Origin of the sequence: Microbacterium karelineae (assembly GCF_009745985.1) — a bacterium.
GTDB lineage: Bacteria > Actinomycetota > Actinomycetes > Actinomycetales > Microbacteriaceae > Microbacterium > Microbacterium karelineae.
On the sequence record NZ_WFIX01000191.1, the window covers coordinates 117,974 to 140,415 of the forward strand.

The window sequence follows — 22,442 nt, forward strand, 5'->3', positions numbered from 1 at the left end:
TGTTATGTCGTGGTCGACGATGGATCCATGGCATCATCCGCGCGTCTCGCCCCTGTCGCCCTCATCGCCGGGTCGTGCGTCTCCCTGCAGTTCGGCGCCGCTCTCGCCGTCCAGCTGTTCCCCGCACTCGGATCCTGGGGGATGACCGCGCTGCGCGTGCTCATCGCCGCAGTGGCGGTCCTGCTCATCGCGCGGCCCGCCGCGTGGGCCTGGGATCGCCGACAATGGGGCCTCGTCGCGGGCTACGGGCTCGCGCTCGGCGGCATGAACGGCTTCTTCTACGCGTCGCTCGCCGTTCTTCCTCTCGGCCCGGCCGTCGCGATCGAGTTCCTCGGTCCGCTCCTGCTCGCCGCCGCGCTCTCGCGCCGGATCGCCGACATCTCGTGGGTGGTCCTCGCGCTCGGGGCGATGGGGCTGTTCGCGCTCGACGGCATGAACGGGGAGCACCTCGATCCCACCGGTGTCATGCTCGTCCTCATCGCGGCCGCGTTCTGGGCGCTCTACATCCGACTCGGGGCGCGCGTGAGTCGAAACGTTCCCGGGCTCGGCGGGCTCGGCATGGGGCTCGCGATCGCCGCCATCGCCTTGATCCCGTTCGGCGTGCCCGCGATCGCGATCGTCGCCCTCGACCCGACGCTCGTCCCGCTCGTGATCGGGACCGTGGTGCTCGCCTCCGTCGTCCCGTACTCGCTCGAGCTGCTCGCGCTGCGCCGCCTGTCGCAGCGCGCGTTCGGGATCCTCCTCAGCCTCGAGCCCGTGTTCGCTGCGCTGTTCGGCTGGCTCCTTCTCGCGCAGGACCTGTCGCCGCTGCGGATCGTCGCGATCGTCCTGGTCGTGGCGGCGAGCATCGGGACCGCGATCGGCGCACGCCCGACGGACGAGGCACACCCGGGAACGGGTCTCACCCCGGTCCCGATCCCCGCGCGCGGGTCGGATCGCTGACGCGTCCTACGCGTCGATCGACTCCTTGTCGAGGCGGGCAGCGCCCTCGACGATGAAGTTCCTCCGTGGCGCGACCTCGCTGCCCATCAGCATCTCGAAGACGTGCCCCGCCGCCTCCGCGTCCTCCATGCGCACGCGGCGCAGGAGGCGACCATCACGCGACATCGTCGTGTCGGCGAGCTGGTCGGCGTCCATCTCCCCGAGCCCCTTGTACCGCTGGATCGGCTCCTGCCAGCGCTTGTTCTGTCGGCGGAGCTTCGCGAGCAGGGCGTTGAGCTCGCGGTCGCTGTACGTGTAGATCGTCTCGTTCGGCTTGGAGCCCGGATTCATGACGATCACCCGATGCAGCGGCGGAACCGCCGCGAAGACGCGCCCGTGCTCGATGAGCGGACGCATGTATCGATAGAACAGCGTGAGCAGCAGCGTACGGATGTGCGCGCCGTCGACGTCGGCGTCGCTCAGGACGATGACCTTGCCGTACCGCGCGACGTCGATGTCGAAGGTCCGGCCCGATCCCGCACCGACCACCTGGATCAGGGCGGCGCACTCGGCGTTCGAGAGCATGTCGCCGATCGACGCCTTCTGCGTGTTGAGGATCTTCCCGCGGATCGGGAAGAGCGCCTGATACTCGCTGTCGCGCGCCTTGCGCGCGGTGCCGAGCGCGGAGTCGCCCTCCACGATGAACAGTTCGGAGTTCGACACGTCGTTCGATCGGCAGTCGATCAGCTTGGCGGGGAGCGACGACGACTCGAGCGCGTTCTTGCGGCGCTGCGTCTCCTTGTGGGCGCGGGCCGAGACTCGGGCCTTCATCTCGCTGACGACCTTGTCGAGCAGCATCGACACCTGGTTCTTGTCGTCGCGCTTGGTCGACGTGAAGCGCGCCTTCATCCCCTCGCGCACGACCTTCGCCACGATGGCGCGCACGGCCGGGGTGCCGAGCACCTCCTTCGTCTGGCCCTCGAACTGCGGCTCGGGCAGGCTCACGTTCAGCACGGCCGTGAGGCCGGCGAGCACGTCGTCCTTCTCGAGCTTGTCGTTTCCGACCTTCAGTCGACGAGCGTTCTTCTCGACCTCGGCGCGCAGCTGCTTCGTGAGCTCCTGTTCGAAGCCCTGCTGGTGTGTGCCGCCCTTCGGCGTCGCGATGATGTTGACGAAGGAGCGCATGATCGTGTCGTAGCCCGTGCCCCAGCGCAGCGCGATATCGACGTGGCATTCGCGCTCGACCTCCGTCGAGCGCATGGATCCGTCGGGCTGCAGCGTCGGGACCGTCTCTGTGAAGGATCCCGTGCCCTCGAGTCGCCAGGTGTCCGTGACGGGAGCGTCCGTCGAGAGGAACTCGACGAACTCGGCCAGGCCGCCGTCGAATCGGTAGGAGCTCTCCCTGACGCCGATCTCAGGGTCGTCGGCTGCGCGCTCGTCGCGGATGACGATCTCGAGCCCCGGCACGAGGAAGGCGGTCTGGCGCGCGCGGGTGACGAGGTCGTCGTACTGGAAGGCCGCGTCGGCCGTGAAGATCTGGCGGTCGGCCCAGTAGCGCACCCTGGTGCCCGTGACGCCGCGCCTCGTCTTTCCCACGACGCGCAGCTCGCTGTTCTTCTCGAACGGCGTGAACGGCGAATCCGGGCGCGCATCGCCCGCGTCGGCGAAGATGCCGGGCTCTCCGCGGTGGAAGCTCATCGCGTGGGTCTTCCCGCCGCGGTCGACCTCGACGTCGAGTCGCTCGCTCAGCGCGTTCACCACGGACGCGCCGACGCCGTGCAGGCCGCCGGACGCGGCGTAGGATCCGCCGCCGAACTTCCCGCCCGCGTGCAGCTTCGTGTAGACGACCTCGACGCCCGTGAGGCCTGTGCGGGGCTCGACATCGACGGGCACGCCGCGACCTCGGTCCTGCACCTCGACGCTGCCGTCCGCGCGGAGGACGACGTCGATGCGGTCGCCGTTGCCGGCCACGGCCTCGTCGACCGAGTTGTCGATGATCTCCCACAGGCAGTGCATGAGCCCCGGGGATCCGTTCGACCCGATGTACATGCCCGGCCGCTTGCGCACGGCCTCGAGCCCCTCGAGGACCTGCAGGTGGTGGGCGGAGTACTCGGCTGTCACAAGATTCGATCCTATCTTCGAACATCGCCTGGTCGGGGAGAACACACCCGACCGGGCGTCGCGGCCCGCCCGCGTACGCCGAGCGCGAAAAACGGCGGATCTCCGGAAGGTGTGCGGGCGCGTCGTGGTTGTATGGAACATGCCCCGCGATATCGGATCCATCACGAAGGAGGCAGCCCGATGACTGCAACGACGACAGCCGACGCCACTGTCTCCCACCGCCTCACGGCGGCCGATCGCTGCGACGCCTGCGGAGCGCAGGCGTATATCGCCGCGTCGGTCGGCGGGAGCGAGCTGCTCTACTGCGCGCACCACGGGCGCAAGTTCGAAGAGAAGCTCCGGGCCGTGGCCACGGCGTGGCACGACGAGACCGACAAGCTCGGGGACGACGCGAGCTGACGGGTCCCCCAGACGGCGCCCTCCCGCACTGCGCGGGAGGGCGCCGTCCTGTTCCTCAGACGTAGACGCGCGGCACGAGCGGCGAGACCCGCAGGAGCGGCTCCTCGCCGACGGTGCCGATCGCCTCCCCGAGGTCGGTCGGCGTCGGCTCTCCGCGGTCGCCCGGTCCGAAGAGGGTCACCTCGTCGCCGGCGCGGGCGCCGCCCCACGCCGCGACGGCCGACTCGAACGGGTCCACGCGCCGCAGCTCCCGCGGCCCTCCCGGGGTCCCGACGCGCACGCGGCCCGCGAGCGTCGACGGCACGCCGTCGACGGACCCGATGCCGATGCGCACCTCGTCCGCCTCGGCGTCGACGACCCGGGCGACGAGCGACGACACGGGGGCGATCCCGGGGATGTCGGGGCCGTCCGCCGAGCGGATCCCGTAGCAGAACGCGCCGATCCGCACGAGGTCGCCGCGGAACTCGGGGCGGTGCCATGCGGCCGCGCTCGCGGCGAGGTGCCGCACGGCCGGCGTGAGGCCCGCGTGCCGCGCGTCCGAGACCGCCCGGTCGAATGCGGCGCGCGAGATGTCGTCCTCCTCGTCGCTCGCCTCCGCGATGTGGCTCCAGATGCCGACGACGTCGACGGATCCCTCGCGCTCGAGCGCCGCGGCGCGCGCGCAGAACGCGTCCCAGTCCTCGGGCCGCACACCGTTTCGGTGCAGGCCCGTGTCGATCTTGAGGTGCACGCGGGCGACCACGTCGGCGCCGCGGGCCGCGGAGGCGACGCGCTCCAGATAGCCGGCGTCGCCCACGCCGAGCTCGAGGCCGCCGCGCAGTGCCATCTCGGCCTCCGGCCCCGTCACGGTCATCCAGGCGACGACGCGGGCGCGTTCCCCCGCGACGTCCTTGGCGCGCAGGGCGCTCGGGATGTCGATCCCGCCGAACCAGCTCGCCCCCGCGTCGATCGCCGCCTCGACGATGCGCGGCACGCCCTGCGCGTAGGCGTCGTCCTTGATCACGACGAGCACCTCCGCGGGCGCCATGCGGTCGCGGACGGCGCGCACATTCGCCCGGAGGCGCGACAGGTCGACCCGCAGCTCGGCCGTGCTCATGCCGCGACCTCCCGCCGTGCGGACAGCCCGGGGGCGGCGACGAGCTCGATCTCGGACCAGCCGGTCGCACGCGCCCACCGCCCGAGGAGGTCCGGCGCGGGCCCGCCGAAGAACACGGCCTCGTCGCCGGGGCGCACCTCGAGGTCGCCGATGTCGACGACGCAGACGTCCATCGCCACGCGCCCGATCACGGGCCGCTCGACGCCGGCGATCAGCACCGCCGCGCGCCCGCCGATGGCGCGCGGAACGCCCTGCGCGTATCCGCCCGCGACGAGGGCGGCCCGGGTGTCCTCGTCGGCGCGATGCAGGTAGCCGTACGAGACGCCGTCCCCCGCGCGCAGGCGCTTGGTCTGCAGCACGGGAGTCGCGAGCGTCAGCACCGGCTCGCCGCGCCCGCGGAGTCCGAAGACGCTCTCGAGCGGCAGCGTCGCCGTGCGGGCCTCGCGCAGGCCCTCGGCTGCGGCGACCGCGGGATCATCTGCGAGCGCCCTCGTGACGCCGGCGGCGCGCGCGGCCGCCGCGACGATCCGGGCGCCGTGGCCGCACGCGTCCCGGCGCAGATCGATCGACGCGTCAGGATCACCCGCCGCCGCGCGGGCGATGTTCGCCTCGAGCGCGGACCGCGACACACGTGCGCGCGGTGCGCTCATCCCCAGAATCGACGCACTCATCCGACCTAGACTAGGCGGCGCCCGCCTGACGGGGCGCCGAGCGCGCCGCCGGGCACCTTCCTTTTCCGCCGACACGGAGGTTCCATGCCCGCGAACGGCCTCGCCCTCGGACCCAAGCTCCGGTATCTCGCCGAGCGCGCCCGCCGCATCGACATCGGCTCGGTCCTCGACCGCGCCAAGGAGGTGCGCGACGAGCACGGCAAGGCGGTTCCCGCCGTCCTCGTCGACATGCTCTGGTCGGCGGCCCGAAAGGACGTCGCGTTCCAGGACTACGTCGACTTCGACTTCGCGATCCTCGACGCCGCCGAGCGCGAGACGTTCATGACGCACCCCGTCTCGGCGCAGCTCGCGCAGCGCTGGTCGCAGCCCGCGGGGCGCGCGATCTTCGAAGACAAGATCGCCTTCAACCGCCGCTTCGACCGCTTCCTGAAGCGCGCCTGGCTCGTCGTCGACGAGGGCAACGCCGACGAGGTGCGCGCCTTCATCGAGGAGCAGGGCACGATCATCGCGAAGGTCCCGGTCAGCCACATGGGCCTCGGGGTGCGCCGCTATCATGCGAAGGACGTCGACGACTGGGCCGCGTTCCATCGCCGCCTCCTCGACGGCGGCGAGATCCTGCTCGAGGAGCTCATCCGGCAGCACGACGACATCTCGGCCGTGTGCCCCGGCACCGTGAACACGACGCGCATCACGGCGTTCTTCGACGGCTCGGACGTGCACACGCTGGCGGTCGCGCAGAAGTTCGGTCGCGGCGAGGTCAGCGACCAGATGTCGTACGGCGGGTTCTACACGATGCTCGACCCCGACTCGGGCCACGCGCTGAGCGCCGGCTACGACTCGCACGCGCACGTGCACGAGACGCATCCCGACACGGGGTTCCGGATCGCCGACTTCCAGCTGCCGCTCTTCGACGAGGCGATCGCTCTCGTCGACGAGGCCGCGCGCGAGGTCTCCGAGGTGCAGTACGCGGGCTGGGACGTCGTCGTGACGCCGACGGGGCCCGTCCTCGTCGAGGGCAACTGGGGCGCGGGCGTCTACGAGAACAAGCCGAGCGTCTCGGGCGTGCGCACGGGGCACAAGCCGCGCTACCGCGCCGCGATCGGCTTCTGAGCCTTCCCCATTTCTACATTTCTGGCACATCTCCACGGGGAATCCCGTGCGGAGATGTGCCAGAAATGAAGGGCTGTGGGCTTCAGGCCCTGCGGATGATGCCCATCGGCGTCGACTGGTGCCCCTGGCCGAGGGGGTTGTCGCCGAGGATCGACACGAGCGTGCGCTCCGTCGCCTTGTCCAGCGTGGATCCGAGGATGTTGCCGCCGATGTCGTTGATGTCGACCACGGCGACATCGCACCCGACAAGGCGCTTCATCTCGGCCGCGACCTCGCGAGGGCGCTCGGGGCCCAGCACGACGGCGTCGTTGTACGGCGGGATCGTGTTCGGCGTCGGGCCGTCGATCGCGCGGGCTTTGTCGCCCGCGATGCGGTAGAAGTCCCCGCTCCGCCCGAAGACCTTCGTCACGGCCGAGACGGCCGCCGCGAAGAGGATCCGCGGCGTACCGACCTCGCGCAGGGCGAACTCCATCGTCTCGGGGATCCCGAGGCCGATGCCGTAGGCCGTCTTGGTGACGTAGCGCGACAGGAAGCGCGCAAGCCGCCGCGGGTGGATCTCGCTCATCATGTACGAGCGCCCCTGCGTGATGGCGACGATCTTCTCGGTGATGAAGAGGATGTCGCCGGGCTCGACGTGGTCGATCGCGTAGGAGCGCACGACCTCTTCGATGTCATCGCCGGGCATGACGACGCGCGTGCGCAGCGGGATCCGCAGGAACCGCGCGTCGTCGACCGTGACCTCGAGGGCCTTGCCCTCATTCGCCTCGGCGCTCACTCGAGGTAGTCCCGCAGCGACTGCGAGCGGCTCGGGTGACGCAGCTTCGCCATCGTCTTGGACTCGATCTGCCGGATGCGCTCACGCGTCACGCCGAAGGTGTCGCCGATCTGGTCGAGCGTCTTCGGCTGCCCGTCGCCGAGGCCGAAGCGCATGCGGATCACGCCCGCCTCGCGCTCCGAGAGCGAGTCGAGCAGGCTCTCGAGCTGGCGCTGCAGCATCGTGAAGCCGACCGCGTCGGCCGGAACGACCGCCTCGGTGTCCTCGATGAGGTCGCCGAACTCGCTGTCGCCGTCCTCGCCGAGGGGCGTGTGCAGCGAGATCGGCTCACGGCCGTACTTCTGCACCTCGACGACCTTCTCGGGCGTCATGTCGAGCTCCTTGGCGAGCTCCTCCGGCGTGGGCTCGCGGCCCAGGTCCTGCAGCATCTGGCGCTGCACACGGGCGAGCTTGTTGATGACCTCGACCATGTGCACGGGGATGCGGATCGTGCGGGCCTGGTCGGCCATCGCGCGAGTGATCGCCTGGCGGATCCACCACGTCGCATAGGTCGAGAACTTGAAGCCCTTGGTGTAGTCGAACTTCTCGACGGCGCGGATAAGGCCGAGGTTGCCCTCCTGGATCAGGTCGAGGAACTGCATTCCCCGGCCCGTGTAGCGCTTCGCGAGCGACACGACGAGGCGCAGGTTGGCGCCGAGCAGGTGGCTCTTGGCGCGCTTTCCGTCGCGCGAGACCCACTGCATGTCGAGCCCGAGCTGCGCCGACTTCTCGGCCGCCGACATGTTCGCGAGCTTCTCCTCCGCGAACAGGCCCGCCTCGATGCGCATCGCGAGGTCGACCTCCTCCGCCGCGTTCAGCAGCGGGACCTTGCCGATCTGCTTCAGGTAGTCCTTGACGGGGTCGGCCGTCGCACCGGTGATCTGCGTCGAGTAGACCGGGACGTCCTCCTCAGCCGACTGGCTGATGACGATCGCTCCCGAGGGCAGCGGCTCGGTCTGCTCGGCCTTCGGCTTCTTGGTGTCCTCGGCCTCTTCGGCCTCGGGCGCGTCGTCGCCGATGATCTCGTCGACGACATCGCCCTTCTTCTTCCGGGTCGCCTTCTTCGCCGGCTCCTTCGCCGGAGCCTTCGCCGGTGCCTTCTTCTTCGCCGCGGGCTTCTTGGCCGCCATCGTCGCGGCGGTGCCCTTCTCGTCCGCCGTCGTCTCAGCCGCGGTCTCGTCGGCCGCGTCGGTCTTCGTGGTCTTCGTGGCAGGAGTCACGTTTCGCCTTTCCCCGGGACCGCCGCGCGCCAGCGCCCCGAGAGTGTTCGAGCACGATTAAGACCCTTGTCAAGTGCGACGCCTGGTGGGCGCCGACCGGACAACGGGTCGGATATCCATTCTCTCATACGTCCGCGCCGTCTGCTGACCATCCGGCGCCGCGTCGCATCTGAGAGAACAACCGCCGCGAACGGGCTATTCCAGGAGGCGCCGTCAGCGGCGATGGTCGTCGTCGGGACGATCCGCGAGGAACCGCTCGAGTTCGGCCGCGAGCTCGTCCGCGCTCGGCAGATCGCCCTCGTGGAACCCGGTCGACGAGTCATCGGATCCCCCGTCCCTGTCCCGGTCGCCCGCCATATATGCGTCGAATCGCTGCTCGAGGGCCGCGACCATGCGGGCGAGCTCCTCGTTGTGGGAGATCTGGTCCTCGACGCGCGCGAGATACTCGCGGTTCTCCTCCCGCACCTCGTCGAGTCCGAACACGAGACCGGTCGCCGTCATGAGCCTGTCGAGCGCCGCGAGCGCCGCGCCCGGATACTCCGTCTCCGCGAGGTAGTGCGGGATGAGCATCACGAACCCGGCGACGGGGTACCCGTCCTCGGACATGCGGAACTCGATGAGGTGCCCGATCGTCGCGGGCACCTGCGTGTGCGGTTTCCATACCGAGTGGGCCTGCACGAGGTCGGACCTCGACCCGCTCACGGTCGTCGTGATCTGGCGCGTGTGCGGCACGGGCATCGCGATCGCGTGCACCCAGGTCATCGTGGCGACGTCGAACTCGTCCGAGAGGTGCAGCAGCACCTCCACGAAGGTCTCCCACTGGAAGTCGGGCTCGTATCCCGAGAGCAGCAGGAACGGCTGACCGAGCGCGTCGTGCGCGAGCGACAGCTCGAGCCGCGGGGCGCGGAACTCCGTCAGGTGATCCTGATCGAACGTGACGACGGGGCGACGCGCCCGATAATCGAGGAGTGCGTCGTTGCGGAACACGATCACCGGGCGGGGTTCGAGCTGATCGCGCGCATAGTCGACGATGCTCGCGACCGTCCCTCCCGCGTCGGTGAATCCTGTGAGCAGGACGACCAGCGGGAGGCGCGGCGGGACGACGGGGCCGTTCGCGACGCGCTCGAAGATCTCCGGTGTGCGAGGCATCCTCCCATGCTACGAGCAGCGGCCGACCCCCGGGCCGGGCTCGCGGGTCGCGTCCCCCTCCTCACCGCGAACCTAGGATGGATCACATGCCTCTTCCCGAAATCGTGATCTCGCACGCACCGTTCGCTTCAGAGGAGGCCGACGCTCTGATCCTCGCGGTCCCGTCGCTCGACGACGCCGACCTGTCGGATCTCGCCGGCCTGCGCCCCGCCCTCGAGGCCATCTCGTTCACGGGCCGGAAGAACTCGTTCGCGCGCGCCTATGCGCCCGAGCTCACGCAGACGCCCCTCGCGGTCGTCGGGCTCGGCGGCCGGGCCGATGCCGACACCGTCCGCGACGCCGTCGGCACCGGCGTCCGCCAGCTCACGGGCTTCGACACCGTCGCCGTCGCCGTGCTCGGAGACATCGACGGCGCATGGCGGGCGGCCGCGGAGGGCGCGATCCTCGGCGGCTATCGCTTCGACTCCTACAAGAGCGACTCGGAGGAGGACCTCGCGAAGGGACGTCGCGCCGCGCGCGTGATCATCCACGCGCCGGAGGATGCCCGCGACGCCGATCTCGATGGGGCGCGCGCACACGGCGCCGCCGTCGCACTCGTGAAGGACCTCGTCTCGACGCCGGCCGACCGCCAGAGCCCGGAAGGCCTCGCGGATGCGGCCGTCGCCGCCGTCGCGGACCTGCCCATCCAGGCGATGGTGTGGGACGAGAACGCGCTCGCCGATGGCGGATTCGGCGGGATCCTCGGCGTCGGACGCGGATCCGACCGCCCGCCGCGCCTCGTGCGGCTCGACTACGCGCCCGAGTCCGCCGAGCGCCATGTCGCGCTCGTCGGCAAGGGCATCACGTTCGACACGGGCGGTCTCTCGCTCAAGCCGGCCGCGTCGATGGTCGGCATGCAGGAGGACATGACGGGTGCCGCCGAGGTGCTCGCCGTCGTACGCGCCGCCGCACAGCTCGCCCTCCCCGTGCGCGTGACCGCGTGGATGTGCATCGCCGACAACATGCCCTCGGGCCGCGCCACGCGCCCCGGCGATGTGCTCGTCATGGCCGACGGCACGACTGTCGAGGTCACCAACACCGATGCCGAGGGCCGCCTCGTGCTCGCCGACGGCCTCGTCGCCGCGAGCCGTGAGAACCCCGACGTGATCGTGGATGTCGCGACCCTGACGGGCGCCATCCTCGTCGCGCTCGGCACGCGCCACACCGGCGTGATGGGCGCGGACGACGCGGTCGCCGCGTTCCTAGCGGCCGCGGATCGCACGGGCGAGCTCGCCTGGGCGCTCCCGCTCCCCGAGTACATCGAGGAGCGGCTCGACTCGCGCGTCGCCGATATGCAGAACGCCGATGTCGGCAGCCGATCCGCAGGATCGCTCTATGCGGGCCTGTTCCTGCAGCGCTTCGTGGGGCGCCCGGGCAACGATCCCGAAGCGGACCGCATTCCCTGGGTGCATCTCGACATCGCAGGCTCCTCCATGAGCACGACATCCGTATACGGATTCACCGACAAGGGGCCGACGGGCGCGTCGACGCGCGCGCTCATCGACTTCGTGGCCGCCGGCGGCCGGCTCTCCTGATCGCCCCACGGATGAACCGGATCCTCACATGAGCTCCCACAGCTTCGACCTCGTCGTCCTCGGCGGAGGAAGCGCCGGCTACGCGGCCGCGCTGCGTGCAGCCGAGCTCGGCCGCTCCGTCGCCCTCGTCGAACAGGACCGGCTCGGCGGCACCTGCCTGCATCGCGGCTGCGTCCCGACGAAGGCGCTGCTGCACACGGCGGAGGTCGCCGACGGCGTGCGCCACGCAGCCGCGGTCGGCGTGCGGGCGAGCCTCGACGGCATCGATGCGGCCGCGGCCCGCGCCTGGCGGGAGAAGGTCGTCGCGGGCAAGCACCGCGGGCTGACGTCCCTCATCCGCTCACGCGGCATCACCGTCGTCGACGGCCGCGGAACCCTCACGAGCTCCGCAGAGCGCCCCGCCGTCGCGGTCGGCGACGACCTGTTCGTCGCCGACGACGTCGTCGTCGCGACAGGTGCCGTGAGCCGGTCGATCCCGGGCCTCGCGCTCGGCGGGCGCATCCTCGACTCCGAGGCCGCGCTTGCGCTCGACGAGGTGCCGGAGCGGGCGATCGTGCTCGGCGGCGGCGTCATCGGCGTCGAGTTCGCGAGCGCCTGGCGGTCGCTCGGCGCCGAGGTGACGATCGTCGAGGCGCTCGACCATCTCATCGCGAACGAGGACCCGTCCTCGCGCGCCGCGCTCGAGAAGGCGTACCGCCGACGCGGGATCACGCTCGAGCTCGGCGCCCGGGTGTCGGAGGTCTCGGCGGGGGCGGACTCCGTCTCGCTGACCTTCGAGCGCGACGGATCATCGTCGACGCTCGACGCGGACGTCGTGCTCGCCGCGGTCGGGCGGGCCCCCGTCACGGATGGGCTCGGGCTCGAGGCGGCCGGCGCGCGCACCGAGCGCGGCTTCGTCGTCGTCGACGAGGCGCTGCGCACGACCGCGCCTCACGTGTGGGCGGTCGGCGACATCGTGGCGGGCCCTCAGCTCGCCCACCGCGGCTTCCGTCACGGCATATTCGTCGCCGAGACCATCGCCGGCGAGGCGCCATCGCCCCTCGACGACGCGCTGTTCCCGCGCGTCACCTACTCGTCACCCGAGGTGGCATCCGTCGGCCTGACCGAACCGCAGGCCATCGCCGCACACGGCGCGGAGCGCGTCGTGGCGCGCGAGGTTCCGCTCGCGGGCAACGCGAAGAGCGAGATCGTCTCGGCCGGATCCCCCGTGCGCGGCGGCTTCGCAAAGGTCGTCGCCCTCGACGGCGGCCCGATCCTCGGAGTCCATCTCGTCGGCGATCGCGTCGGCGAGCTCATCACGGAGGGCCAGCTCGCCGTCGCGTGGGAGGCCCGCGCCGACGATCTCGCCCCTCTCATCCACGCGCACCCGACGCAGAGCGAGGCGCTCGGAGAGGCCTTCCTCGCGCTCGCGGGATCGCCCCTCCACACCACCTGATCGGCCCGCACTCTCCGCGCGGCCGCTCGACGGGCGCGCGGAGGACCGATCCCCTAAGCTGATACGGCATTCACACCTTCTCGAAGGAGACTCGAATATGAGCACTTCCGTTGTCCTCCCCGCTCTCGGCGAGAGCGTCACCGAGGGAACGGTCACCCGCTGGCTGAAGCAGGTCGGCGACACCGTCGAGGTCGATGAGCCTCTGCTCGAAGTGTCGACCGACAAGGTCGACACCGAGATCCCTTCGCCTGTCGCGGGCGTGCTCGAGGCGATCCTGGTCCAGGAGGACGAGACCGCCGAGGTCGGCGCCGACCTCGCCACGGTCGGCGAGGGCACGGGCGGTGCGGCTCCGGCCGAACCGGCCCCCGCCGCCGAGGCGCCGGCCGCTCCGGCGCCCGCCGCTCCCGCCGCCGAGGCCCCGGCCTCGGCTTCCGGCGACGCGGCCGACGTGACCCTCCCCGAGCTCGGCGAGAGCGTCACCGAGGGCACCGTCACCCGCTGGCTCAAGCAGGTCGGCGACACGATCGAGGTCGACGAGCCCCTCCTCGAGATCTCCACCGACAAGGTCGACACCGAGGTCCCCTCCCCCGTCGCCGGCACCGTCCTCGAACTCCTCGCGGGCGAAGACGACACCGTCGAGGTCGGCGCCGTGCTCGCACGCATCGGATCCGGCGCCCCCGCCGCGGCCGCCCCCACGGCACCGGCCGCCGAGGCACCCGCCGCCCCAGCCCCTGAGGCTCCCGCCTCTCCCGCGGCCGCCGCTCCGGCACCCGCCGAGGCTCAGGCGCCCGTGGCGGCAACGGCACCCGCCGCTCCTGCGCCGCAGGCGGCGCCCGCGGCCCCGGCTCCGGCGGATGACGCCGCCGTGTACGTCACGCCGCTCGTCCGCAAGCTCGCGGCGCAGCACGGCGTCGACCTCGCGTCGTTGTCGGGAACGGGCGTCGGCGGTCGCATCCGCAAGGATGACGTCCTGGCCGCGGCGACGTCGGCCCCGGCCGCTCCGTCCGCCGCCCCGGCGGCCGCGGCGCCCGCCGCGCCGGCGAAGAAGCTCGAGACCTCGCCGCTGCGCGGCACGACGCAGCCGATGACCCGTCTGCGCAAGGTGGTCGCATCGCGCGCCGTCGAGTCGCTCAACACGACGGCCCAGCTGACGACCGTCGTCGAGGTCGACGTGACGAAGCTCGCGGCGTTCCGCGACGCGAAGAAGGGCGAGTTCCTCGAGAAGACCGGCAGCAAGCTGTCGTTCCTGCCGTTCTTCTCCCTCGCCGCGGTCGAGGCGCTGAAGGCGTTCCCGATCATCAACTCGACCGTCGAGGGCGAGAACATCGTCTACCCCGAGACCGAGAACCTCTCGATCGCGGTCGACACCGAGAAGGGTCTGTACACGCCCGTCCTGCGGGACGCGTCGTCGAAGAACCTCGCGGAGATCGCCGTCGGCATCGCCGACCTCGCCGAGCGCACGCGCGACAGCAAGCTGAAGCCGGACGACCTCTCGGGCGGAACGTTCACGATCACGAACACGGGCTCGCGCGGCGCGCTGTTCGACACGCCGCTCGTATTCCTCCCGCAGTCGGCGATCCTCGGCACCGGCATCGTCTTCAAGCGCCCCGGCGTCATGAAGGTGGACGGCGTCGACGCGATCGGCGTGCGCTCGTACGTCTACCTCGCGCTGTCGTACGACCACCGCACGATCGACGGGGCCGACGCGGCCCGGTACCTCACGGCCGTCAAGGCCCGGCTCGAGGAAGCGGACTTCGCCGCCGATCTCGGCATCTGAGTCAGCACATCCCGCAGGGGGTCGCGTTATCGGCGCGACCCCCTGCGGCGTGTCACGGCGCGGGCGCGCGGTACAGGTCGCGGATCCGCCACGAACCGTCGCCGCGCTCGATGACGAGCAGCTGACGATCGGCATCCGGCGCGTCGACGGCCAGCAGCGCCACGGATCCGTAGTCGTCGACGAGAGACACCACCCGGTCCGGGTCGGCGACCGCGCCGGATCGCTCGACCGCGCCCGCGAGCGCGCAGGGGGCGTCGCACGCGTCCCACTGCGCGAGGAGCTCGCGGGCGGCGCCCAGGGGACCCGCAGAGCCCTCGCCCATCGTCTCGATGTCCTCCGTTCTCTCCGGCTCCGGGGGCGCATCTGCGGGGGACGCCCGGACAGGGCGCTCCGCCGGGACTGCCCGCCCGTCGCCGTGCGGCCACGCGAGACCCACCACGAGCACGAGGCCCGCCGCGAGGAGTCCCACGACCGCGACGCGGCGGCGGGCGGGACGGGGCGCGGGCGGGCGCGCTCCCTCGCCCGCGTTCGCACGGCCTCCGCGGTTCCTCCCCCTCCGGCCCACCGCACGCATGGCGTCGCCGACGAGCGCGGCCACGCGGCCGTCGACGTGGCGCTCGAGCGCCCCCCGCACGCGCATGAGGATCCCGGGCTCCTCCTCGGGTTCGTCCCCGATGACGCGCGCGGGGCGCGATGAGCCGGCCCGCGCGGGCGGCTCGCCGACGAGCGGCTGCGGCGCGGCCGCGTCGAACAGGGCCGCCTCCAGCTCGCCGATCCGCCGGCCGAGGGCCCGGGGGCGATCGAGGGCGTCGAGCACATCGTCCGCGACCCGGGCGATGATCCGATCGTCGCACGCGGCCGCCACCCGGCGGACGAGGGCGCGGGTCGCGTCCGCGATCGGCTCGCCCTCGCCCGCCTCCGGCGCGAAGACGAACACCGGCCTGCCGTCGACCGCGATCCACCATGCCCCGCCCGCCTCGTCCTCGAGGCCGCGTTCCGCGGCCTCCGCGACGCCGCGCAGGCCGGAGACGACGAGCGTCACCGCCTCACCGCGGTGCCATCCCGTCCCGGCCTGCTCGCGCGCACCGCACGCCCGCGCCGACGGCTCTCGCAGGTCCGGCAGGAGCGCGTCGTGCCCGTCGGCGCGGCGGCGGACGTCAAGCGGGGCGAGCAGGTGCTGCGCACCGGCGCACCGCCACCCCGCCCAGCCGCGCATCAGATCCGCGTCGACGAGGATCACGGTGTCGCCGTCCACGGAGGCGCGCGTCGCCGCGAACGGCGCATCGGGAGGGCCGACGCGGCGGATGGGGCGCGCGTCGAGGCCGAGGGGGTCCGCCGGGGCGGCGTCGGCGATGAGGGTCATGGCGACAGCCTGCCGCGCATCGCCGGTCTCCCGCTCGCCCGCTCCCCCCACCGTTGTGGACGGATCGCGCGAACGCGCGATTGTGAGCACGCTGACCTCGGACATCGAGGCCGGGGCGCGCCGGTAAACTGGACCCATGGCATCACGCACGTCCGCACCTGAGAAGCGCCCCGGGTTCTTCGCCACGGTCAAGAACCTGTTCACGTTCACGCGCGACCCCTTCCCGTGGGTCGTGTGGGTGCTCCCGCTGATCCTCGTCGCGGGCGTCGCCGTCGGCATCGCTCTCGCGCTGATCATGGCGCAGCCGTGGTGGGGCTACATCATCTGGGGCATCTTCGGCCTGATGCTCGGGCTCATCGCCGCGATGGCCCTGCTCAACCGCCTCGCCACCAAGGCGATGTACCAGAAGATCGAGGGCATGCCGGGCGGGGCGGGCCATGTCGTGTCGAATATGCTCGGCCGTCGCTGGCGCGGCGAGGAGATGCCGGTCGCGATCAACCCGAAGACTCAGGACGCCGTGTACCGCGCCGTCGGTCGCGGTGGCGTCGCGCTCGTCGCCGAGGGGTCCCGAAAGCGCCTCGAGAAGCTCGTGAAGAAGGAGAAGACGACGGCGCGCCGCATCACGCACGACTCCGTGCCCGTGTCGGTCTTCTACCTCGGTCGCGGCGAGGACGAGGTGCCGATCGACCAGCTCGCGAAGGCCATCAAGAAGCTTCCGAAGGTCGTCGACCGCAACGGCATGAGCCAGCTCATCGCGCGCACGGAGTCGATCTCGCAGGGCGGCGCGGCGTCGCTGCCGATCCCGAAGGGCATCGACCCGACGAAGGTGCGCGCGCCGAAGCCGCGCTGATCCCCGCACACGGCTCAGGCCCCCGCCACGGCGGGGGCCTTCGTCGTCAGCGGGCCCGGACGATCACGGTGCCCGAGAAGAGGTCGTGCATGCCCCGGTGGTCGCCGTCCCAGATCGCGGCGGGGATCACGAGGACGATGAGCACCGAGCGCACGATCGGTCGCCAGGGGCCCACCCACGCGCCGTCGGAGCGCGTCACGCGCAGGCCGCACATGTGGTGCCCTGGACTGCCGGACGCCGTCGCCACGAAAACCGACTGGATGATGACGAAGAGGACGAGCGTGGACCACCACGCATAGTCGAAGAACGCGATCGAGAGCAGCACGACGGCCGCCCAATCGATCGCGAAGGCCGCCACGCGTCGCGACAGGGGCGCGATGCTCCCGCGGCCGGATCGCGGCAGGCCCATCGACCGGCCGGGGTACTCGTCTTCACGCGCGTCGGGGGTCACTCGGACAGCCTATTGCGGCCCCGGTTTGTGTCGGACCCCGTTGTCCACGTAACCTCCAGGAAACATTCGAGACATTCACGGGCAATGCCCCGCGGCTAGTTTCGACGGGTCACCCGTCTTCGGGCGGCGACCCGACGACCCCGATATCTGGAGCCTCCATGTTCAAAGACTCTTCTGAGGTGCTCGCGTTCATCAAGGATGAGGACGTCAAGTTCCTCGACATCCGCTTCACCGACCTGCCGGGCGTGCAGCAGCACTTCAACATCCCGGCGTCGACGGTGGATGAGGAGTTCTTCACCGTCGGACAGATGTTCGACGGATCCTCGATCCGCGGCTTCGCGAACATCAACGAGTCGGACATGCAGCTGATCCCCGACGTGACGACCGCGTACGTGGATCCCTTCCGCGAGCACAAGACGCTCGTGGTGATCTTCGACATCTACAACCCGCGCAACGGCGAGATCTACTCGAAGGACCCGCGCCAGGTCGCGAAGAAGGCCGAGAAGTACCTCGCCTCGACGGGCATCGCGGACACGGCGTTCTTCGCCCCCGAGGCCGAGTTCTACATCTTCGACGACGTGCGCTACGAGGTCACGCAGGGCAAGAGCTTCTACTCCGTCGACTCGGAGGAGGCCGCGTGGAACACGGGCCGCGAGGAGGAGGGGGGAAACCTCGCGAACAAGACGCCGTTCAAGGGCGGCTACTTCCCCGTCTCCCCCGTCGACAAGCACTCCGACATCCGCGACGACATCTCCCTGCGCCTCATCGACGCGGGCCTCGAGCTCGAGCGCGCGCACCACGAGGTGGGCACGGCCGGCCAGGCCGAGATCAACTACAAGTTCGACACGATGGTCCACGCCGCGGACGACATCCTGAAGTTCAAGTACATCGTCAAGAACGTCGCCGATGAGTGGGGCAAGACGGCCACGTTCATGCCGAAGCCGATCTTCGGCGACAACGGCTCGGGCATGCACACCCACCAGTCGCTGTGGCTCGACGGCAAGCCGCTGTTCTTCGACGAGCAGGGCTACGCGCAGCTCTCGGACGTCGCGCGCTGGTACATCGGCGGCCTGCTCAAGCACGCCCCCGCGGTCCTCGCGTTCACGAACCCGACGATCAACTCGTACCACCGCCTCGTCAAGGGCTTCGAGGCCCCCGTCAACCTCGTGTACTCGGCGGGCAACCGCTCGGCTGCCGTGCGCATCCCGATCACGGGCTCGAACCCGAAGGCCAAGCGCCTCGAGTTCCGCGCCCCCGACTCGTCGGGCAACCCGTACCTCGCGTTCGCGGCGCAGCTCATGGCCGGCATCGACGGCATCAAGAACCGCATCGAGCCGCACGAGCCCGTCGACAAGGACCTCTACGAGCTCCCGCCGGAGGAGGCCAAGGACATCCCCCAGGTTCCCGGCACGCTCGCCGAGGCGCTCGAGGCGCTCCGCGAGGACCACGCGTTCCTCCTGGAGGGCGGCGTGTTCACCGAGGAGCTCATCGAGACCTGGATCGACTACAAGTACGAGAACGAGATCATCCCGATGGCCCAGCGCCCTCACCCGTTCGAGTTCGAGCTCTACTACGGCGTCTGACACCGCCTGAGCGCGCGAAAGAGCCCGCCCCCTCCCCGGAATCCTCGGGCAGGGGGCGGGCTCTTTCGCGTGTCAGTCCTCGACGAAGTGCTCGCGCGTCGCCGCCTGGACGCTGCGCAGGTGTGTCGACATCGCGGCGGCGGCCGCATCGGCGTCGCGCGCACGGATCGCGTCGATGATCGCCATGTGCTCGGGAAACGACACGCGGGGGCGGTTGTGCGTGCGGGCCAGCTTGATACGGAACCTCGCGTGCTGCGCGCGAAGCCGGTTCACGATCGTGGGCGCAAGACGCATGCCGCTGAGGTCGAGCACGAGGTCATGCAGCGCACGATTGCACGCCGAGTACCCCTCGGCGTCCCCGGCATCCACACACGCGCGCATGCGCTCGCCCACCTCCGCGAGCTCGGCGAGCTGAGCGTCGGTGGCGTTGCGCGCGGCGTGCGCCGCGCACAGCGACTCGATCGATGCGCGCAGCTCGAGGATCTCGAGCGCCTCGTCGGCGTCGATCGCCCGTACACGCGCGCCGCGGTTCTGCACCCGCTCGACCATGCCCTCGACCGCGAGGTTGGCGAGCGCCGTACGCACGACGCTCCGGCTGACACCGTACTGCTCGACGATGTCGGCCTCGATCAGGCGCTGATTCGGGGCCAGCTCCCCCGCGCTGATCTCGCGGCGCAGCTCGTCGGCGAGGCCATCGCTGTCGAGCCTCGCCGCCACTGTGCGTGCCGTGGCCATCGTTCTCCCTCCCGCGCGGCCGGTTGTCTCGTCGACCCGTCGCCGCGCGACGCGTGCGTTTCGTCGATCTTATTGTCCACAATCGCACCGCGCCATCCAGCGCGCCGAAGCGCGTGAGAACGTCGCGGCGCGGGTGACGGGCGGGTGCTCAGAGGTCGTAGAAGACGCTCTCGTATGTGCGGCGGGCGCGGCGCGCTGTGCGCAGCCACTCCTCCTCGACCTCCCACGCGGATCCCGGCGGGTGCTCGAGGATGCGCCCGATGCCGTCGAGCGCCCGGAACTCGGTCGGCAGCACATCGCTCGTCGTCCCCGTGAGCAGCGTGTTGGCGGAGCGGAGGCGCGTCGCGAGGCGCCACGCGGCGCCCAGCTGCCGCCCCTCCTCCTCGCCGAGCAGGCCGGCGTCGAACGCGGCCTGGAGGGCGTGCAGCGTGCGCGGCGTGCGCAGCTCGGTCACTCGATGCGCGTGCTTCATCTGGATCAGCTGCACGAGCCACTCGACATCGCTCAGGCCGCCGGGGCCGAGCTTGAGGTGCCGAGTCGGGTCGACGCCCTTGGGCATTCGCTCCGACTCGACGCGCGCCTTGATCCGCTTGATCTCGCGCACGTCGGACAGCTCGGCCCGCTCGGGGTACCTGATGTCGTCGACCATGCGCATGACGTCGTCGCGCAGCGCCGCGGTGCCGGCCACGGCGCGCGCCCGCAGGAGCGCCTGCGCCTCCCAGGACACGGACCAGCGCGCATAGTAGGCCCGATAGGCGTCCAGCGTGCGCACGATCGGACCGCTGCGGCCCTCGGGGCGCAGCTCGGCGTCGAGCTCGAGCGGCACCCTGTGGTCCTGCGACGCCTCGCGGAGGCCGGTCACGATGCCGCGAGCGTAGCGTTCGGCCAGCTGCGGATCGACGCCGCCCGCACGGTAGACGAAGAGGACGTCGGCGTCCGAGCCGAACCCGATCTCCGCGCCGCCGTAGCGGCCCATCCCGACGATGACGAACTCGAAGTCGTCGTGCTCGGGCGGCACGACATCGCGGCGCACGGCGCGCAGGAGCGCCTGCAGCGTGACGTCGGTGATCGTCGTGAGCGACGTGGTCACGTCCTTGATCGTGATCGCGCCGACCATCGACGCGATCGCCGTGCGCAGCAGCTCGCGCCGGCGCGCACCGCGGATCGCGCGCGCCGCGTCGGCCAACTGGTCGTGGCGCCGGTGCATGGCACGCGCCTCCTGGTCGAGCACCTCGAACGCGCGCGGGCGCAGCTGCTCGGCCGAGTCGAGCCACGCGACCGACTCCGGGATCCACTCCATGAGCTCGCCGACATAGCGCGATCCGCTCAGCAGCATCGTGAGCGATTCCGCGGCGCCGGCCGAGTCGCGCAGCATCCGCAGGAACCACGGGCTGTTGCCGAGGCGCTCGCTGATGCGCCGATACGCGACGAGCCCGTAATCCGGATCCACGCCCTCCGCGAACCAGCGCAGCATGACGGGCATGAGGGTGCGCTGCACGGTCGCCTTGCGGCTCACGCCCCGCGTCAGCGCGGCGATGTGCGCGAGCGCGCCCTTGGCATCGCGGAATCCGATCGCGGCGAGCCGGTCATGCGCCTCGGCGCCCGTGAGGGCACGGGCGTCGTACTCCGTCGCCGCGACGGCCGAGAGCAGCGGACGGTAGAACAGGCGCACGTGGATGTCGCGCACATCGGCGCGCACACGCTCCCATGTCGCGGTCACGTCCTTCGCCGTGCCGCCCGCGACCTGCTCCGACGGGTCGTACAGCCCCGTCGAGCGCGCGAGGATGCGCCGTGACTCGTCGTCGCTCGGCATGAGGTGCGTCCGGCGCAGCTGCTGCAGCTGCAGCCGGTGCTCGAGGAGGCGCAGGATCCGGTAGTCGGTCGCGAAGGCCGCCGCGTCGTCGCGGCCGATGTACCCGCGTTCGACGAGCGCCTCGATCGCCGCGAGCGTGCCCCGCTCGCGCACGTCCTCGTCCGAGCGGCCGTGCACGAGCTGCAGCAGCTGAACCGTGAACTCGACGTCGCGCAGACCTCCGGGGCCGAGCTTGAGCTGGCGGTCGACCTCGTCGCGCGCGATGTTGTCGCTCACGCGCTCCCGCATCCCCTGGACGCTGTCGACGAAGCCATCGCGCTCGGAACTCGCCCAGACGAGCGGGCGCGTCGCCGCCACGTACGCCTCGCCGAGCGTCTCGTCCCCCGCGAGGTGACGCGCCTTCAGCAGCGCCTGGAACTCCCACGAATGGGCCCAGCGGTCGTAGTAGGCCAGGTGCGAGTCGAGCGTGCGCACGAGCGCGCCCTTCGCCCCCTCGGGCCGCAGATTCGCGTCGACCTCCCACAGGGGCGGCTCGGTCTCGAACGCGCTGATCCCGCGCATCGTCTGCACGGCGAGCCGACTCGCGATGTCGATCATGCGGGGGTCTGCCAGCTCGGCGCCCTCGGCGCCGCCCGCGACGAAGATGACGTCCACGTCCGACACGTAGTTGAGCTCGCTCGCGCCCGCCTTGCCCATGCCGATGATGGCGAGTCGCGTCGCCCTGACCTGCTCCTCGGGGAACTGCCCGCCCGTGCCGTGCCCCGTGGACACGGCGGAGCGCGCCACGGCGAGCGACGCCTCGAGCGCCGCCGCCGCCGCGTCGGAGAGCGCGGAGGAGACACCGCGCACGGCCTCGACGGGATCGGGCGCCGAGAGGTCGAACGCCGCGATGCGCAGCATCTCGCGGCGGTACGCGACGCGCAGCTCGTTCCAGCCGGCGTCCCCGCCCACCGACGCGAATCCATCGCTCGCCTCGACGGCGGCGAGGAGGCGCGTCCGCATCTCCTCGGCGGTCGGCAGCGCGGTCGGTGCGACGAGCAGGTCCCGCAGCAGCACGGGGCGCCGCAGGAAGAACTCGCCGAAGCCCGCGGACGCGCCGAGCACGTTCCACATCCGGCGCGCGGCGCGCTCGTCGGCCAGGACGTCGCGCACGGGCGCGGGATCCCGGCGCGCGACCGCGACGACGGCGCGCACCGCGCTGTCGGGATCCGCGCTGCGCGCGCTGCCGGTGATGATCGCCTCGCGGTCATGCCCCGTCATCTCGACGAGCTCGTCGATCGCGACCGCGGCCCCGCTGAGGTCGGCGAAGCCGACCCGGGCGAGACGCGACCGGGTGGACTGCCGTTCGGACGGTGCCACC

Annotated in this window: 18 protein-coding genes; 8 read left to right on the plus strand and 10 right to left on the minus strand. The window is 71.3% G+C overall.

Translation table 11 applies throughout. From position 1 onward, the window contains the following. The first annotated feature begins 27 nt into the window (after positions 1-27). Positions 28-942 (plus strand): EamA family transporter, encoded by a 915-nt coding sequence (locus GB932_RS17025; RefSeq protein ID WP_156761897.1) that lies wholly within the window; start codon positions 28-30, stop codon positions 940-942. A gap of 6 nt (positions 943-948) precedes the next feature. On the opposite strand, the gene GB932_RS17030 is transcribed toward GB932_RS17025, so the two are convergent. Further along, entirely contained in the window at positions 949-3,042 is a 2,094-nt protein-coding gene (locus GB932_RS17030; RefSeq protein WP_231916279.1) for a DNA gyrase/topoisomerase IV subunit B, read from the minus strand. 180 nt (positions 3,043-3,222) lie between these two features. Here GB932_RS17030 and GB932_RS17035 point away from each other — a divergent pair, with 180 nt between their 5' ends. Beyond that, positions 3,223-3,441 (plus strand): DUF7455 domain-containing protein, encoded by a 219-nt coding sequence (locus GB932_RS17035; protein ID WP_156761899.1) that lies wholly within the window; start codon positions 3,223-3,225, stop codon positions 3,439-3,441. 55 nt (positions 3,442-3,496) lie between these two features. Here GB932_RS17035 and GB932_RS17040 read toward each other — a convergent pair whose 3' ends face one another. Continuing rightward, a complete protein-coding gene (locus tag GB932_RS17040; protein ID WP_156761900.1) occupies positions 3,497-4,537 on the minus strand; it encodes an alanine racemase in 1,041 nt (346 codons plus the stop codon). Next, positions 4,534-5,187 (minus strand): alanine racemase C-terminal domain-containing protein, encoded by a 654-nt coding sequence (locus tag GB932_RS17045; protein ID WP_231916280.1) that lies wholly within the window; start codon positions 5,185-5,187, stop codon positions 4,534-4,536. The genes GB932_RS17040 and GB932_RS17045 overlap by 4 nt, the downstream gene beginning before the upstream one ends. Positions 5,188-5,292: 105 nt before the next feature. Here GB932_RS17045 and GB932_RS17050 point away from each other — a divergent pair, with 105 nt between their 5' ends. Continuing rightward, entirely contained in the window at positions 5,293-6,318 is a 1,026-nt protein-coding gene (locus GB932_RS17050; protein ID WP_156761902.1) for a sugar-transfer associated ATP-grasp domain-containing protein, read from the plus strand. An 82-nt stretch (positions 6,319-6,400) separates the two neighbouring features. Here the strand turns inward: GB932_RS17050 and GB932_RS17055 are convergent, their stop codons facing one another. The 3 genes from GB932_RS17055 to GB932_RS17065 form a co-directional block, all read right to left on the minus strand. Then, on the minus strand, positions 6,401-7,093 hold the full coding sequence (locus tag GB932_RS17055; protein ID WP_156761903.1) for a coenzyme F420-0:L-glutamate ligase: 693 nt from the start codon (positions 7,091-7,093) through the stop codon (positions 6,401-6,403). Further along, complete coding sequence (locus GB932_RS17060; protein ID WP_156761904.1) at positions 7,090-8,352, minus strand: RNA polymerase sigma factor; 1,263 nt, start codon at positions 8,350-8,352, stop codon at positions 7,090-7,092. The genes GB932_RS17055 and GB932_RS17060 overlap by 4 nt, the downstream gene beginning before the upstream one ends. Positions 8,353-8,565: 213 nt before the next feature. Then, positions 8,566-9,501, minus strand: coding sequence for a proteasome assembly chaperone family protein (locus GB932_RS17065; protein WP_156761905.1), 936 nt, complete (start codon positions 9,499-9,501; stop codon positions 8,566-8,568). A gap of 86 nt (positions 9,502-9,587) precedes the next feature. Here GB932_RS17065 and GB932_RS17070 point away from each other — a divergent pair, with 86 nt between their 5' ends. From GB932_RS17070 to sucB, 3 genes are all read left to right on the plus strand, one after another. Further along, positions 9,588-11,075, plus strand: a complete 1,488-nt coding sequence (locus GB932_RS17070) for a leucyl aminopeptidase (RefSeq protein WP_156761906.1) — start codon at positions 9,588-9,590, stop codon at positions 11,073-11,075. A gap of 28 nt (positions 11,076-11,103) precedes the next feature. Next, positions 11,104-12,510 (plus strand): dihydrolipoyl dehydrogenase, encoded by a 1,407-nt coding sequence (gene lpdA, locus GB932_RS17075; protein WP_156761907.1) that lies wholly within the window; start codon positions 11,104-11,106, stop codon positions 12,508-12,510. A gap of 97 nt (positions 12,511-12,607) precedes the next feature. Then, positions 12,608-14,287: a 2-oxoglutarate dehydrogenase, E2 component, dihydrolipoamide succinyltransferase gene (sucB, locus tag GB932_RS17080; RefSeq protein WP_156761908.1), complete on the plus strand. Its 1,680-nt coding sequence runs from the start codon at positions 12,608-12,610 to the stop codon at positions 14,285-14,287. A gap of 52 nt (positions 14,288-14,339) precedes the next feature. On the opposite strand, the gene GB932_RS17085 is transcribed toward sucB, so the two are convergent. Next, positions 14,340-15,650 carry a hypothetical protein gene (locus GB932_RS17085; protein ID WP_156761909.1) on the minus strand — a complete coding sequence of 437 codons (1,311 nt, stop codon included), beginning with the start codon at positions 15,648-15,650 and terminating at the stop codon, positions 14,340-14,342. A gap of 136 nt (positions 15,651-15,786) precedes the next feature. Here GB932_RS17085 and GB932_RS17090 point away from each other — a divergent pair, with 136 nt between their 5' ends. Then, positions 15,787-16,500 (plus strand): DUF4191 family protein, encoded by a 714-nt coding sequence (locus GB932_RS17090; RefSeq protein ID WP_156761910.1) that lies wholly within the window; start codon positions 15,787-15,789, stop codon positions 16,498-16,500. 46 nt (positions 16,501-16,546) lie between these two features. Here the strand turns inward: GB932_RS17090 and GB932_RS17095 are convergent, their stop codons facing one another. Beyond that, positions 16,547-16,951 (minus strand): RDD family protein, encoded by a 405-nt coding sequence (locus GB932_RS17095; protein ID WP_231916281.1) that lies wholly within the window; start codon positions 16,949-16,951, stop codon positions 16,547-16,549. A 158-nt stretch (positions 16,952-17,109) separates the two neighbouring features. Here GB932_RS17095 and glnA point away from each other — a divergent pair, with 158 nt between their 5' ends. After that, positions 17,110-18,534 carry a type I glutamate--ammonia ligase gene (glnA, locus tag GB932_RS17100; protein ID WP_156761911.1) on the plus strand — a complete coding sequence of 475 codons (1,425 nt, stop codon included), beginning with the start codon at positions 17,110-17,112 and terminating at the stop codon, positions 18,532-18,534. Between the two features lie 72 nt (positions 18,535-18,606). Here glnA and GB932_RS17105 read toward each other — a convergent pair whose 3' ends face one another. Together GB932_RS17105 and GB932_RS17110 are read right to left on the minus strand one after the other, a co-directional pair. Then, positions 18,607-19,269 carry a GntR family transcriptional regulator gene (locus tag GB932_RS17105; RefSeq protein WP_156761912.1) on the minus strand — a complete coding sequence of 221 codons (663 nt, stop codon included), beginning with the start codon at positions 19,267-19,269 and terminating at the stop codon, positions 18,607-18,609. A 148-nt stretch (positions 19,270-19,417) separates the two neighbouring features. Continuing rightward, positions 19,418-22,441 (minus strand): bifunctional [glutamine synthetase] adenylyltransferase/[glutamine synthetase]-adenylyl-L-tyrosine phosphorylase, encoded by a 3,024-nt coding sequence (locus GB932_RS17110; RefSeq protein ID WP_156761913.1) that lies wholly within the window; start codon positions 22,439-22,441, stop codon positions 19,418-19,420. Position 22,442: the final 1 nt, after the last annotated feature.

Bases quoted from the DNA above. Each gene is read 5' to 3' on its own strand.
- GB932_RS17025 (WP_156761897.1), top strand. From the start codon at position 28: ATGGCATCATCCGCGCGTCTCGCCCCTGTCGCCCTCATCGCCGGGTCG.
- GB932_RS17035 (WP_156761899.1), top strand. From the start codon at position 3,223: ATGACTGCAACGACGACAGCCGACGCCACTGTCTCCCACCGCCTCACG.
- GB932_RS17040 (WP_156761900.1), bottom strand. From the start codon at position 4,537: ATGAGCACGGCCGAGCTGCGGGTCGACCTGTCGCGCCTCCGGGCGAAT.
- GB932_RS17045 (WP_231916280.1), bottom strand. From the start codon at position 5,187: ATGAGCGCACCGCGCGCACGTGTGTCGCGGTCCGCGCTCGAGGCGAAC.
- GB932_RS17050 (WP_156761902.1), top strand. From the start codon at position 5,293: ATGCCCGCGAACGGCCTCGCCCTCGGACCCAAGCTCCGGTATCTCGCC.
- GB932_RS17065 (WP_156761905.1), bottom strand. From the start codon at position 9,501: ATGCCTCGCACACCGGAGATCTTCGAGCGCGTCGCGAACGGCCCCGTC.
- GB932_RS17070 (WP_156761906.1), top strand. From the start codon at position 9,588: ATGCCTCTTCCCGAAATCGTGATCTCGCACGCACCGTTCGCTTCAGAG.
- lpdA (WP_156761907.1), top strand. From the start codon at position 11,104: ATGAGCTCCCACAGCTTCGACCTCGTCGTCCTCGGCGGAGGAAGCGCC.
- sucB (WP_156761908.1), top strand. From the start codon at position 12,608: ATGAGCACTTCCGTTGTCCTCCCCGCTCTCGGCGAGAGCGTCACCGAG.
- GB932_RS17085 (WP_156761909.1), bottom strand. From the start codon at position 15,650: ATGACCCTCATCGCCGACGCCGCCCCGGCGGACCCCCTCGGCCTCGAC.
- GB932_RS17090 (WP_156761910.1), top strand. From the start codon at position 15,787: ATGGCATCACGCACGTCCGCACCTGAGAAGCGCCCCGGGTTCTTCGCC.
- glnA (WP_156761911.1), top strand. From the start codon at position 17,110: ATGTTCAAAGACTCTTCTGAGGTGCTCGCGTTCATCAAGGATGAGGAC.
- GB932_RS17105 (WP_156761912.1), bottom strand. From the start codon at position 19,269: ATGGCCACGGCACGCACAGTGGCGGCGAGGCTCGACAGCGATGGCCTC.